General features: G+C 38.6%; 16 protein-coding genes. 7 read left to right on the forward strand and 9 right to left on the reverse strand.

All coding sequences use genetic code 11. From position 1 onward, the window contains the following. Positions 1-174 precede the first annotated feature (174 nt). Positions 175-483 carry a helix-turn-helix domain-containing protein gene (locus EDF66_RS24585; protein WP_132845826.1) on the forward strand — a complete coding sequence of 103 codons (309 nt, stop codon included), beginning with the start codon at positions 175-177 and terminating at the stop codon, positions 481-483. A gap of 314 nt (positions 484-797) precedes the next feature. On the opposite strand, the gene EDF66_RS26200 is transcribed toward EDF66_RS24585, so the two are convergent. From EDF66_RS26200 to EDF66_RS24615, 7 genes are all read right to left on the reverse strand, one after another. After that, entirely contained in the window at positions 798-965 is a 168-nt protein-coding gene (locus EDF66_RS26200) for a hypothetical protein (RefSeq protein WP_165902519.1), read from the reverse strand. Further along, positions 952-1,179, reverse strand: coding sequence for a hypothetical protein (locus tag EDF66_RS24590; RefSeq protein WP_132845828.1), 228 nt, complete (start codon positions 1,177-1,179; stop codon positions 952-954). The genes EDF66_RS26200 and EDF66_RS24590 overlap by 14 nt, the downstream gene beginning before the upstream one ends. Before the next feature lie 144 nt (positions 1,180-1,323). Next, positions 1,324-1,770: a DUF5675 family protein gene (locus EDF66_RS24595; protein WP_243656136.1), complete on the reverse strand. Its 447-nt coding sequence runs from the start codon at positions 1,768-1,770 to the stop codon at positions 1,324-1,326. Positions 1,771-1,774: 4 nt separating this feature from the next. Further along, the gene (locus EDF66_RS24600) at positions 1,775-2,326 is read right to left on the reverse strand and encodes a DUF6266 family protein (protein WP_132845830.1); all 552 of its coding nucleotides are present in this window, start codon (positions 2,324-2,326) and stop codon (positions 1,775-1,777) included. A 72-nt stretch (positions 2,327-2,398) separates the two neighbouring features. Further along, on the reverse strand, positions 2,399-3,043 hold the full coding sequence (locus EDF66_RS24605) for a DUF6266 family protein (RefSeq protein ID WP_243656137.1): 645 nt from the start codon (positions 3,041-3,043) through the stop codon (positions 2,399-2,401). 475 nt (positions 3,044-3,518) lie between these two features. Beyond that, positions 3,519-3,944 (reverse strand): hypothetical protein, encoded by a 426-nt coding sequence (locus tag EDF66_RS24610; protein ID WP_132845832.1) that lies wholly within the window; start codon positions 3,942-3,944, stop codon positions 3,519-3,521. A gap of 27 nt (positions 3,945-3,971) precedes the next feature. Further along, entirely contained in the window at positions 3,972-5,087 is a 1,116-nt protein-coding gene (locus EDF66_RS24615) for a hypothetical protein (protein ID WP_132845834.1), read from the reverse strand. Between the two features lie 201 nt (positions 5,088-5,288). On the opposite strand from EDF66_RS24615, the gene EDF66_RS24620 reads away from it, so the two are divergent. The 6 genes from EDF66_RS24620 to EDF66_RS24645 all read left to right on the forward strand — a co-directional run bounded on the left by EDF66_RS24620 (position 5,289) and on the right by EDF66_RS24645 (position 9,286). Beyond that, positions 5,289-5,669 (forward strand): hypothetical protein, encoded by a 381-nt coding sequence (locus EDF66_RS24620; RefSeq protein WP_132845835.1) that lies wholly within the window; start codon positions 5,289-5,291, stop codon positions 5,667-5,669. Between the two features lie 128 nt (positions 5,670-5,797). Next, the gene (locus EDF66_RS24625) at positions 5,798-6,799 is read left to right on the forward strand and encodes a helix-turn-helix domain-containing protein (RefSeq protein ID WP_132845837.1); all 1,002 of its coding nucleotides are present in this window, start codon (positions 5,798-5,800) and stop codon (positions 6,797-6,799) included. 76 nt (positions 6,800-6,875) lie between these two features. Beyond that, complete coding sequence (locus tag EDF66_RS24630; RefSeq protein WP_132845839.1) at positions 6,876-7,562, forward strand: hypothetical protein; 687 nt, start codon at positions 6,876-6,878, stop codon at positions 7,560-7,562. A gap of 147 nt (positions 7,563-7,709) precedes the next feature. Further along, positions 7,710-8,318, forward strand: a complete 609-nt coding sequence (locus EDF66_RS24635; protein WP_132845841.1) for a MauE/DoxX family redox-associated membrane protein — start codon at positions 7,710-7,712, stop codon at positions 8,316-8,318. A gap of 118 nt (positions 8,319-8,436) precedes the next feature. After that, positions 8,437-8,820: a hypothetical protein gene (locus EDF66_RS24640; RefSeq protein ID WP_132845842.1), complete on the forward strand. Its 384-nt coding sequence runs from the start codon at positions 8,437-8,439 to the stop codon at positions 8,818-8,820. An 82-nt stretch (positions 8,821-8,902) separates the two neighbouring features. Continuing rightward, a complete protein-coding gene (locus tag EDF66_RS24645) occupies positions 8,903-9,286 on the forward strand; it encodes a hypothetical protein (RefSeq protein ID WP_132845844.1) in 384 nt (127 codons plus the stop codon). Between the two features lie 94 nt (positions 9,287-9,380). On the opposite strand, the gene EDF66_RS24650 is transcribed toward EDF66_RS24645, so the two are convergent. Further along, the gene (locus tag EDF66_RS24650; protein ID WP_132845846.1) at positions 9,381-10,760 is read right to left on the reverse strand and encodes a RagB/SusD family nutrient uptake outer membrane protein; all 1,380 of its coding nucleotides are present in this window, start codon (positions 10,758-10,760) and stop codon (positions 9,381-9,383) included. Positions 10,761-10,772: 12 nt separating this feature from the next. After that, positions 10,773-13,997, reverse strand: a complete 3,225-nt coding sequence (locus EDF66_RS24655; protein WP_132845848.1) for a SusC/RagA family TonB-linked outer membrane protein — start codon at positions 13,995-13,997, stop codon at positions 10,773-10,775. Positions 13,998-14,003 lie beyond the last annotated feature (6 nt).

A 14,003-nucleotide genomic window follows, 5' to 3' on the forward strand; every position in this document is an offset into this window, starting at 1 on the left:
TGGTCTTCCCATGATGATTAAAGTTAAATCTTTTTTAGGAAAACACTCTCTTAGTTTTTAATCAATTATGTCCAAATTATGCTGACGATTTACACCTAGAGTTTTAACATTTATAAATTATATAACCTCAGGTTATATTGTTAAATTTGTCGAGCAATAAATTAAGAGTAAGTTATGTCAAAAGCGGAGATTGGAACTTTTATTCGACAGAAAAGAGAAAATCTAAAAATATCACAAGAAGCAGTTGCTTATCATCTAGAAATGTCTCAAGCTGCATATTCAAAAATTGAGCGCAATGAAACAAAAGTAAAAGTTGATCAGGTCTACAAAATTGCCGAGTATTTTGGTGTAAGTATATATGAGCTTTTACCTCCATCACTAGCGAGTGATATTATGGGAGAAAACGTATTTGGTTTAGCTTATCACTATATTATTGTTGGAATAAAAAAAATCAAATCCATATTTAGGAAATTAGATAAATAACATCACTTAATAAATATGGAAATTCCCTTATGATGATTTACCGCACTACTTTGCCTTTTCTTTTTTCACAGCACGTAACACGGGTGATCGCTTCTTTTAAATCAAATATATTTTAGATTATGTTGGAAGGAGTTTCCGCGATATGACTAACAAGAAAAGAGCTTCCAATTATTTTATCATAGTTTTTTTTAAGTATCTACTAATTCTACTTCATTTATGAAACGATAAAAATGTTTCTTCTTTATACGAGTACGAAAATTAAAGAATCCTCTCAAAAACCTGAAAGGATTCTTTAATTTTAGAAAGTAATAATATTACTTCCGATTTGAAGTTTTTCTTAAAATTCTACTTGTTGCATAACTCACCACTGTTCCCAATGCAGCCATCAACACAGTCTGCAACACATCTCCGAAAGAAAAAGAAACCCATATCGAACACAGTGTACCACCTATCGTACCGATACGGATATCATTTAGTTTCATCTGACTCCTCCTTTTCTTGATTAGATAGAAACCCTTCTGCTGTTGGCGGTCCTTCCTCCTCTCCTTTTTTTACTTTATCATCTAGAACTGTCTCTACCACACCAATTCCTAGAGCAATGTATTTAATAATATTTAGTGCCTTTCCCGGCAACTTAATCGGAGCCATAAGCACAATCTGTAGCGCACGGCTTATTTTTTTAATTATCTTTTTCATTTTTCTAAATTTTTAGAATGTTAAGATGGTTAGTAAGAGAGTTATGAAGTGAAAGTGTTAGTAGGTTAGAAATTCTCTTTGTAACTTCGTTACTAGTCCACTTGTTACTGCCTCACCTCGTCACTTGGTTACTCTTTCACTACGTTACTCAACAACTTCAATAATCACATCCCGTACTACCATCAATTCCACCAACAATCCATACAATTTCTTGTACGCCGTTACCGACTGTACCAATCGATAATCCCCTTTTTCGAATACATAACCTGTTCCTGCAAGCAGGCAACCAGCAGTTTCCTTATGCGTATTACCGATATGGATATAGACGTAACTGAAACCTGGAATATCCTTAATCTCGATCATACCCCGATGCAGTTTAGGAAAACGGTCATAATAGTTTCCGTTCATGCCACCATCACGGTTGAAACCAAGCTTATATCTTCCTGCAGGAATGCTCGTACTTCCCGGTATCTTTTTTTCCCGAGGGATGTCCTCCAGACCATAGCAGATAAACTGATTATTCAGATAAATTTCGGACAGGGTACTGTTTTTCCCCTGTTCGATACGGATCACCTTTAAATGCATAGCCATGCTGTTAAAATTTCCCTAGATATTTACTATTGGACACCATCCGCTTATCCCGGTCATGGAGCATCAGATACAGATGCACCTGCTTTCCGCGCAGCACAGAAGGCAATTCCAGTGTCATTCGGGCATCTTTTCGGATTACCTGCTGTTCATTGATCGCCGCGTTGCCGGCTTCAACATCATAAGCACATAAGATCAATTCATCATCCCAGTTGCACTGATCCGGAAAAAAGCCATCCGGTAATAGCCACTTCACTGAGATAAAATCACCGGTTCTCTCCACCTGTTCGAGCATAACCGGAGCTAAGGTTCCTTCACTTATTTTTGCTTTAGCGGGATCGATTTCCATATTCGGATATTCTCCTTTGAGCGCATTCCGCAGATGATGTGACATGGCTTTTCCAATTGCAGTTTTCCCTTTTTTACGGGTTGCAAATCCGATCTGGATCAATAGGTTGAGCGGATTGAGGAAATAGCGCACCAGTTTAAATCCAAGCTGGATAGCTTTGGCTTTATTCGGTTCCGAAGCTGTTTCTTTTTTATTTGATATCATCAACATATCGCTATATTTTAAAGATCAGAACCAGGAGAAACTCTCGCTTCTCCCGGTCTGATGGATGAATAAAATTGATTACAGTAAATCTACCTCTCCCAGATAGGTACTGCCGGAAACCTTGGATCCCTTGCGGTCTGCAAAAAATATCCAGACATGACCTTTTGCTCCGAGGAGATGATCCGGTATAGTGATATCTATAGCCCCATCTGCACGCATAGGCGGTGTCGGAGCCGTCATAAACTCGTTCGCTGTCGGCTGGTATAGCAGGATAATCACCTGATCATCGGCTTTGGACTGGTATAAGGTGTTGAGCGTCACATCCCAGTTTATAGATAGCAGTCCTAAAGAAGCCGAAATACCTGTCGCACCGCCACCGATAAATGAACCCGAACTGATCTCGATTTTGCTGTAGTCCAGCTCAAAATTTGGATACGTTCCGATCACTGCTTTATCAATATTTTGTCTAAGCGCGACATTGGTCGGTGTCATCCGATCGGATTTTACCTGACCGAATCCCAGGCGTAGGATCGGTGTGATCGGCATTAAGAATTTCGTCATCGCGTAAAAGCGTGCCTGCACGATCAGCTGTTCCTCCGAGGCTGCTTTTGTACGCTTTCTGGACAGCCCTCTGATGTAGTCGATCCCCTTCCAGCTCGCACCTATCACGCTTCCCGTTTTGCCGCTGAAACTCCCATTTGCACCCTGTCTAATTGTTCCCATTTTTCTAATTTTTAAAAGATTTGACCATACGTAAAAGCTTGATAAATACCGGTATATTTTGCTTTACGATGACAAACATAGCATCCAAACATAGGGCTTGTCAAGAGCCAGAAAGGGATTGTCGGCGTTTGTCGGAGTACCGCTGGAAATTTGTCGGTGTTATGTCGGTGTACTGCAATTGGTTTTTCACATCGATATATCTTAAGTCCCTAAAAACTCCGATATACCATTGTTTGAAATCTTTAAAAATGGAAATTGGGAACCTCGTTCCTACCATCAGGCTACCCACTGGTAACCCTTTTTTACCAAAAGTCGTAACTGTACCGTAAGTGCACCGTCCATGCACCGTCCATGCATCGGGAAATGGACGGTGCAAGTACGGTACAGGGATGGTGCAACAGCGGAGAAACTTAAAAGCGGGTTAAAAGAAGGTCCGAACAAGGTTAAAAGAAATTCCGAACGGAGTTATGGCAGACTAGGGCAAATGTGGTGGCTTATAGCCTCGGTAAGCGATGTAAAGTCGCACCACATCCCGCTTCAAAAACTGATTCTTTTTCATATTTTTTGCAATCGGACGGATCGCTCCCTCCTTTACCCTACGTTCAAAAGTACGTTTCGAAATCGCGATAAATTCGGCCGCTTCACGTGTGCACATCGTACCGACAAGTCCGGCATATTCATCCTCATTTTGAAGGCATTCCAGCAGGAGCAGCAAACGATCAATTTTACCATGTAGCTCTTTTTCAGCAAATACAGGATGATGAGAAAGATGATAATGAATTTTGAAATTAGAGCTTGTCACATGTGAGACAAAGCAGTAGCTAGACTCCCGAGAAACAGGAGTACTTTCATAAAAAAACATAATAGGTTCAGTAAGGCGACTCACCGCCGAAATCCCCATCAAAAGGTGGCTTCTGCCACCTTTTGACTACAGTTTATCTTGGTTTATAAATTGAGATGGTTTTGCGCTTAGAGGTATATAGTCATCCCATCCCGTATGCCTCAGATCATTGATATTATCCAAAAAAACAACCAGTTTTTTATTTTTCTTGATCCATGTAGTCAATACTAATTCTTTCTGAATAGCAAGTTCAGTAAGATTCTGACGCAAACAATCAAAAACCTCCCGATGGAAAACCAAGCGATCCACATTGTGAGCAATTGGGTAATATACCAGCATCATATTGACGCTATAATTATTGCTGATTTTAAAATACCACTTATCCAGCCCCCGCTTTTCCAGTTCTTTCATAAACCGGTCAGCTTTTCTTCTTTCTCCATTGACCAGAATAATCTCTTTTGTATCTGCACTGGAATAATAAAATGGAACATCAAACATTCGAGGAGCCCCACATGCATTAAAGATTGGTCCTAATCCTTCAACATGAAACAGTACTTCAAATAAGGAGCTGATAACGATATGTTCATCTAACACATGTGGTGGGACAACCTTCACCTCCTTAACAATTACTCTTTCTACCGGAACTTCAACTTCCTTTATAATTTCTTTTGTTTCGAGCACCGTCTCTCTAACCGGTATTACTATTACTTTTGAAACAAAGCGTGTTTTGAATACAGTTCTTATCCAAGACAGTTTTCCCTTAATAAAAACATAAGCAGTATAAACTAAACAGATCAATGCAATGCGGCCTGCATAATATTTCATGTAGCTGATGAAGAGTGCTATTGTATCTCCTTCCCTTACATACGAAAACATGAAAATAAAAAAAAGATAGATGAACATCAGTATGCTCACTGTCGATCCGATACCCCAAATTTTGCTAAACAGTGGCAACCGCTTAAAGTATAACTTTTCCCCTTCTATCAATTTCAGTGTCGGATATTTCTTTTCCCAAAAGCTTGCCAACGATAATAACCGGAACTGAACCAGCAGGGTTCCTATAACCAATATCATTGTCAATCCACCAGTCCATATCCAAAAAGCAGGGGTAGAAAACCGGCGGAGCTGCAAGCCGTTATTACCGAACAAATTAAATACTACTGCTAAAGAGATTATAATAATCAGTGGTCTAATTCTTTTCATGAAATTTGGTCAATTGGGTTGATAAAATATTAATTTTCGATTCAAATCAACCTCCAAAATACCAATTATGCTTAATATTTAGATCAATTATTTCACTAAGATAGACTACAATAACCTACCAAATACGGTAGGTTATTGTATAACAATAGAAAACACTGGCTTTTATGAACTTTAAAGCAAATATTTGAAAGAAAAACAAATATGAAAGAAAACTTTAACACAGCTGGAGTTAACAATAAAGTTACAAACCTACTTGCACTTTCCAGTGCTGATCTACATCTTCAAAAGCAAATGCTCTATACAGATTTTGCCCTCTGGGTGAAAGAGCATTTTAACCTAGAGCAGGAGCAATTGGAGCAATTAGACAACATGCCTCAAAATTTCTGCAACCAATTGGGGACTGCAATTGCAAACTGCCTGGATGCTGGTTATCCTGTACAATTTTTAAAAGAAGAAAAAGAAGAAGATATTGATTGGAAAGAATTATCCATACAGGGACTTGAAGAATGGCAGGAACCGTTCATCACGAGGCAGTTTAGAAGTCCGCTGTTTATAGCTATCCGTTATAAAAAGAACCCATAGGAATTAATACAAAACACCACATTATCCAAACCAAGCCTATCACTTTTTCCGAAATCCCAAGTGATAGGTTTACAATAACCATATTAAGAAAGACGAATAAGTATCCCTATTAATAACCTATTAAAATAATGAAAAAATCGCTACATATAGATCTAGAAAAGCTATTTGGAACTGCAATTGAACGAAAACAAGTCAGTATAACACCGTCAATTAAAATGTCCAACGGTCAAATTTCGTACTTTTCTAATCAGCTTGATGAAGCTATTCTGCAAGAGTTCGACGGGCTCTTCGGCTTTATCAATATGCTTGATTTCAAACTTAAAAGTAAAAGAATAATTCCTTTGCACATTGAGCAGGCTGATCTGCATATTTTCTATCTAATTGAAGGGAGATCAAGCATCTTGATTAATGATTTACGAACAAAAAAAAGTATTGATATTTCCCCCTTAAGAGGACGTTATTTCTATCTACCAAAGGGTGAATACGTACTTATTTTACCCGAGGGAAGAACAGCTATCTGTAACTTTTACTTTCGATGTAGCATTTTTCGCAACGGGAATGAGAGGCCTTTTCAATTTTTACATGCTTTAATTGATGCTCACCGCAACAACAATCCCACCTCCAGCTGGAGTATTGATTTTCGTGTTGGTCCACGCACCACAGCACATATACAGCACCTGCTTACCAAACTCAAAAAAGGAGACTTAGACACAGAGAAACATATCCTACACGAGCTCAATGAATTGATTAAACTATCGAATGAAAAAGTATTTGAGGAATATCACAGGCTATCTGGCTCCATCTTAAAGGCCAGAGAAGCGCGTGATCTCATCATCCAATATGTAGATCAGCATGGGCAAAATTTCAGTATAAGCAGTATAGCTGAAAACACCCAGATAAGCCATGATTATCTGAACGAAATATTTCATCAGTATTATGAACAAAGTGCAAGCGCCTTTAAATATGATCTTCTCGAAGAAAAGGTCAAAAGCTTATTACTTGAGGGGATTTCAGTAGTAAATGTAGCCTACAGTTGCGGATACACAGAGAGCTCAAGATTATGCAAATTTTTCAAAAAAAGGACAGGTCTCACGCCAACTGAATTTATAACCAAATCAAAAAACAATTGATCAGCTAATCACTATTCTTAATCCCTAACAACTTAGCCTAATATCATTAATATAATTTGATAAAAAACGAAAGCCTATGCGAAAATTCATTTTTTTATATACCAGAGCACCGCAAGGCCAACTACCTAAAGAAAGATGTTATTATTGTGAACGCTGGATAGGGACTAGAGACAGTTCCGGTCTATTGAAACGATCGGTCGATCATGTACGGCCCAAATCAAAACATGTCTACTCCAATATCTTGGTAGTATGTTGTCATTTCTGTAACACTTCTAAAGGAGACCTAGAGCCTGAGATATTCCTAGAAAAACTTAAGATATCGCTAGAAAATAAAGCAGACTTTTCAAATATTCCACAGGCAGTATTAAGCAATGTCATCAAAAACACGACTATACTGCTCGAAAAGAAAATAAAACCACTTCGAAATTATCCCGTTACCATGCATTTAAATTGCTGTTCGATCCATCATTTACGTAGTGTAGCCCGAGATCAATTAGGAGATAAAATCGTCGATCAGCTTCATGATCATTTTTTCCTTGATTTAAAGATCATTATGCTTGGAACTTTAAAATATGTACCCAAACTACTTTTGGAAATCCGCCATAGAAACATCTCCAAGAGCCATTTTGATAAGCTCATTCAGACGCTGAAAGACCTTGGATGGATCATTGAGTTTGGTTCTGACAGTATTAATAAATCTAGAAGGAGGTACTATGCGCTAAGCAATTCAGGTAAAAAAGCACTATTATTGGATCCAGAATAGTAGCGATATTTGATCCACGATAGGAATGGCAATTTTTATTGCAGTACCTTAAAAATTGACAGTCCAATACCCCTGAACTGGTCAATCCTAAATCATCAATACTCCCGACCTTAGTCTCAACGAAGTTTATAAAAGATAAACCAAATTATGACTAGAAAAGTAAAACATATCATCGCTTACATTATCAGTATTTTTCTGATCATCTTCTGGCTATTTGTCGGACTGGAAAAAGCATGGAGCTGGCAGAACTTCAGGATCTCACTGCAACAGCAACCGCTTCCACAATGGTCAATGAGTATATTGTTCTGGCTGGTACCTCTTATTGAGATCGCAACTGGAATACTACTGGCCTTTCAAAATAGAAAATTACAGCGATTGGGTTACTGGGGTTCTATATTACTTCTCACCGCTTTTACCATCTTTATCGGGTTGGGTGTATTGGGAGTATACGAAAAACGTCCATGTACCTGTTCGTCCATCTTTAATACCATGTCCTGGGAAAAACACCTTGTTGTAAATGTGATACTATTAGGGATTTCTATAATTGGCTTACGATTATCGCGTTTGGAAGTAATATCCCCAGTTGATAGCGGGCGATATACCAAAAGTATCCGTCTGTTTCTACTATTCATTGTGCTAAACACCATCGGCACAGTACAGAGCAGACCTTTTTGGCGAGAAACCAATGCTTTTGTAATGCCTCAAAAAATGACCACTTACCCCAGTAATTTGGTGTATCAATTTAAAGTATCTTGACACCAATTAGGACCGCTGAAATCAGTTTTCTTGATTTAGGCAAAGATTATGAATACCTGTTTAAAAATAATACTTATTTGAATCGTATTTTTTAGGAAATACCATTAAATCTTACAGAATGAATATCATTAATTTTATAAAAAAACATGCGCTAGCTATGGTAGCTGTCGTAACAGTTTTAAGCTTCTCAGCTTTCAAAGTGAGTGGTGTAGATGCGCAACAAAAAAGAATGACTGTTGCGGTATATTTTCAGGGAAATCCAAATAACGCAACTCAAGTCGCTGACGAGTCATTATGGAATACAACTCCAAATGGACAGACCTGTAATTTCACGAACCAAAAAGCATGTATGCAACTGGTAGAGCATACTGATTTAACAGGATCAAATACGCTCGATCCAGCTAAAATAAACTTAGGTTCAGTAAGTAGTGGAGTAGGCTATATTCCGACCAGAATCGGAGGTTCAAGTTCAACTCCATTCACCCCTATCAATCGCAATTAAGCAATTGAGAAGGTTACTCATTAAGAACGGTTCATGAATCTTGAACCGTTCTGTTTTTGAATAATTTATAAACTTTTCAAACATGAATCTTAAAATATTTATTCATCAATATTTGCCAGCAATAGTTGCTGTACTGACTATAGTAATTTTATCAGCCTTAAAGGCAAATGGATTTCAAGAACTAAAAAAAAGAGCGACTTTAGCAATATACTTCCACGGTAATCCTAGTATTGCAAGCCAAGTAGCGGATGAATCACTTTGGACTACAGTACCAAATCTTGAGACATGTGACGCCACAAATCATAGAGCATGTATGCAACTGGTGGAACATACAGATTTAACATCATCTGGCGTACTGGATGCGACTAAAATCGAATTAGGAACAATGAATACCGGTATAGGCTTTATTCCAACACGTATCGGAGGTACCAGTGCAACACCCTTCCGACCGATCAACCGCAAATAATAATCAAAATATTCATCAAGAAATACGGCCCAAAATAAATGGGCCGTATACATTTTAGACAGTAATCAGCTAGTCAAATTAACAATGTGATTTATCAGATAGGATTCTGTGGCATCCCCGTCTCCCGAATGATATCAATAGGTAGCGGTAATGCAAATCGATTAGCATTCGGAAGTAAGTTATATTCGCTACCACTGATTATACGCTTTAAAGCTATGTTTTCTCCCTCCAGGTTTAAACGTTTAATATCGATCCAGCGCAGTCCACGCATAAACAATTCTTTTCTTCTTTCCTTCAGAATTAACTGCAGTACAGCCTGCTGTCCAGTCAGTTCATAAGGTTCAAAAGTTCCCGTTTTATAACGTCTCATCAGTAGTTTATTGAGATCAGCCTGTGCTTCAGCTAATTTACCTGATCTTGCCAAGCACTCAGATCGAATCAGGTAAAATTCATCCGTTGCCAACCCTCCAAATAAGGGCGCACCAAATGGAACTGCACCGGAATAGTTTCCTTTCACACTAACATAAGGTGAAAATCCTGACATAAAATAAGCTTGCTTACGCAGATCATCAGAACTATAACTAGCATACAAGAAAGTATCAACCTGAATATTTGAATAATTATCAAAAATAGGCATATATGTCATCTGGAAATGAGCTATTATCTCTTTATGAAAACGTGTAAATGGAAAATTATTAAACAGATCAACTTCTGCTGGATCGTTAAAATCTAACAATTCGTTATTGATTGCTAACACTTTATCAGCAAAATAGTAAGCAGAGTCGTATTTAGCCATTGATAAATAGGTTCGGGCCAATATACCGTACGCTGCAGCTTTGGATGGACGTAATACATGTGTAGCCTGATCCGGAAGTAGATCTGCAGCGCTACGAAGATCGTGAATTACCTTATCATACCCCTCCTTCACAGAAGAGCGTTGCGACTTTTCGTTAAAATTCGAGGTATTTCGAAGTACAATACCAGGATCAGTTCCTGCGGTAGGACTATAAACTTTGGCATATGTCCAGAGCAATGACAGGTATTGATTTGCCCGATAAAAAAGAGCCGATCCTAAAACCTGATCCCTACTGACCTGCTCTTCAAGTTTAGGTTCAATATTCTTCAATTGATCCAGAACTAAATTGCAGATATAAACAGGTGCATACCCCCTTGCCCAGTCGTTGTCAAAAACAGCCTGATCATTCTGCCAGATATAGGACTTCTTGTTCCAGTCAGTTAATATATCATAAGTCGATTGCTGGATAAAATAATCATCTGCTGAAACTTCACCATAAGCAGCTATACCCATATTCATTTTACCCGAATTATCCAGCAATTTTTGTAAACTCTCCAGGTCATTAGGTACAATCTGCGCATCATTAGACTGTATAGCTAAATATTTGTCACAAGAAATTATTGTGAATACCACCATAAACAAGATTACAGCGACCAGTATTTTTTTTAGTATTTTCATTATTTCAATAGCTTAATAATCAATATGTACACCAATTGAGTAGGCTTTAACAGGACTTAACCGATATGCAAATTCGGGATCAATATGTTCCTTATTGGCACGCCAAAGAATGCCTAGATTGCTTGCGTTAGCAAACAGCCTTACATTCATTGACCTGTATCCCAATTGCCATTTTTGCTGCCATGCCAATGAAATATATTCTAATCGAATATGATCTGCCTTTAGCACATTTATCGCTGCGTAATTGTAAAAGGTATTACTATTATCATCATATGGATAGGTCATAACGGGAACGTTAGTCTTGGCTTCGTCTCCTGGTTGCCTCCATCTATTTTCAAAATCTGGATAAGCATCACCACGAAAAAATAACAGATAATAATCCGTGACCGGTTTGTTGAAATAATAGTCTCCTTTGTAACTGATATTGGCCGCTAGCTCGAATCCTTTATAGGCCACGCTGTTGATCAGATTACCAAAAACCTGTGGCTTGGATGAACCTATAAAAGATACTGTTTCATTTCCTTCCGGATGATCGATAGCCATTTGATTCATCGCAATATAATCGGTACTAACCTGACCATTGAGCAGGCCCTGAGGCATACCCTGATCATTCAGTCCCATCCAGGTATATCCGGAAAGTCCATGTAGTGGTTTCCCAACAATGGGTTGCTGTATATTTCCATTGCCAAGATATGAGGCAATCCCTGAAAATGGAGCAGCAAAATACGCGGTTGTCTTATTCTTATTCAACCCTAATAATAAGCGGGTATTCCAGGCCACAGCACCTGTAGTATTTCTCGAATTGATGGTAAAGTCCCATCCCTTCCCTTCCATACTGCCCACATTCTTGGTAATGGTACCCTCCACTCCCCAAGCCGTATAATCATAATTCGCTAAACCGTAAAGGTCTTTTCCTCTTTTAATGTAATGATCTACTGTACCCGAGATACGGTTTTGAAAGAATGAAAAATCAATTCCAAAATTTAGTGTACTCACCTTTTCCCAACGCAAAGAAGGATCGTTAAGGGACTGTATTGTTAAGATCGGGTAATTCGTGTAACTATCTACACCACTTACTGCAACCGGATATGGGGTCTTGCGAAGGTCTACATTACCGCTGTAACCAAAAGTTGTTCTCCATTTTAAATAATCTACCCATTGAACCTTGAAAAACTCCTCTTTATCCAGCTGCCATGATGCTCCAACAGACCATAGCGGAGACCACTTATCATTGGTATTTGCTCCAAAGATATTACCACCATCTTGTCTGAAACTCGCAGAGATTCCATACTTATCGTTATAAATCTCATTCCAGTTGCTGTAAAAGGATACAAAACGGTTATTCATTTTCGTCAGACCGGGCTGGCCAGGTATAACGCCACTCGAAAATGTAGGTGCAACATTCAAAAACTGTGTCACATGATCCACAGGAACCGAAGTCAGTGGAATCTTATTATATCCATAGATACTATTACTAAAACCGGCCACTGTATTCTGGCGTGCTTCAGCACCCATTATTCCTGTTATCCTGTGCTTACCTATTACCTTATTAAAATCCAGCTGGCCTCGAGCCGTATAAGAATTTGCAGTCTGCTTATCCAGCATTCGTATAGCTCCAATTGGCACATTGTATTTTACCGTACCGGAAAATGGATCGACAGCTGAAAACTTATTGATTATGACACGGGTATAATAGCTCTCCTTAGCATAATAATGTTCCATATCTGCTTCCTGCCGTTGCCATTGAAAAGAGGCATTTGCGCTTAAAAAGGGAAAAATTTGATAACGGATCCCGGTGGTTGCAAACCATTCATTCAATTTTCTTTCAGTCGTTTCATATTTATAATCCGAAAATGGATAATATCCCCAGTCTAAATATGGACTAGGGAATTTATTATCCAGATAAGGTTTGTTAAACTCATAGTCAAAACTTACCTCCTGCCCCATTTCATCTCTAAATGCTCTGTAGGGTACCGATTTGCCTGTATATTTAAATTTTGAATAATCGGGCTTTCCCGAAAGATCCTTCTGGTCTGTAAACTGTACATTGAGATCAATCTGTAGCCGTTCCACAGGACGAAAGCTATTAGACAGCTGGATGTTAAGCTTTTTACTGTTAGCGTCCAGATGTGTCCGGTCAGTAGTATATCCTACCCCTAGGCCATAAGCATTGAACTCACTTCCGCCATTGATATTCAAAGAAAGCTGATTGGAGAAAGGTGTTGTATAAAACTCATCCATATAGTTCTGTCGACCATCCTGTGCCAGTAGCCAGTTCATAGTCTTCGCAGAATCGGTGGCCGATACAAGCCCCTTCTGTCTGTTATTAAGCAGATTTATCACAGGAGTCATTGCTAAATGGGGTTGAAAATTTAACCAAGCAAAATAATAGCCCTTGTCGAACAGCATCTTTTCAATATCAATAAATTCTTTATTCGGGATTTCATAAAGTTGTTTCAGATTAGGTTTATCTTTCGTGATAAAAGTATTGCTCAGAGATATCTTTGTTCTCTGGCCAGCTTGAAAAGAACCTTTTTTGGAGGTGATCAGAATAACACCATTTCCTGCCCTGGCTCCCCAAATAGAACTTGCTGCAGCATCTTTCAAAATGGAAATCGATTCGACATTATTGGGATCAATATTCTGAATATTACCTTCATATATAAAACCATCTAAGACTATAAGCGGATCCAGATTACCATTGATGGTACTGAGTCCTCGGACAGAAAAATTCAATTTTTGAAGATCCGGGCTGTAAATCGGCTGGTTATCAAACCGGACTGAAGAGGTTATATTATTAAGCCTGTCGATAATATTGAGACCAGTCTGCTGGTTAAGCATCGCATTGGAAACCACATCTACAGCGCCTGTAATATCTTTAGTCCGTAAAGATTGATAACCGGTATTGACCATCGCTTCATCAAGGTAATTCATCTTCTTGGTCATGTAAATCTTGCTCTGCTTTTGAAAATGAGATGCCTCATATGTCTGGGTCACATACCCCAGAATAGAAATCTCCACTGAATCTTTCAGACTATTTACCCGAACTGTAAAATCTCCATTGATATCGGTGGCGGCAATATCAGTTCCCGGAATTACTTTGACTGTTACACCCGGAAGCGGTTTTCGCTCTTCTGTAGCGTGCACCTGTCCTTTGACCCATACCGGATCTTTTTGCTGTGCGTTGCACAGCAAAACCCATACACTACAAAGTAGTGTTATAAAAACTGTTTTCATTTATTT

The organism is Sphingobacterium sp. JUb20 (assembly GCF_004342035.1).
Classification (GTDB): Bacteria; Bacteroidota; Bacteroidia; order Sphingobacteriales; family Sphingobacteriaceae; genus Sphingobacterium; species Sphingobacterium anhuiense.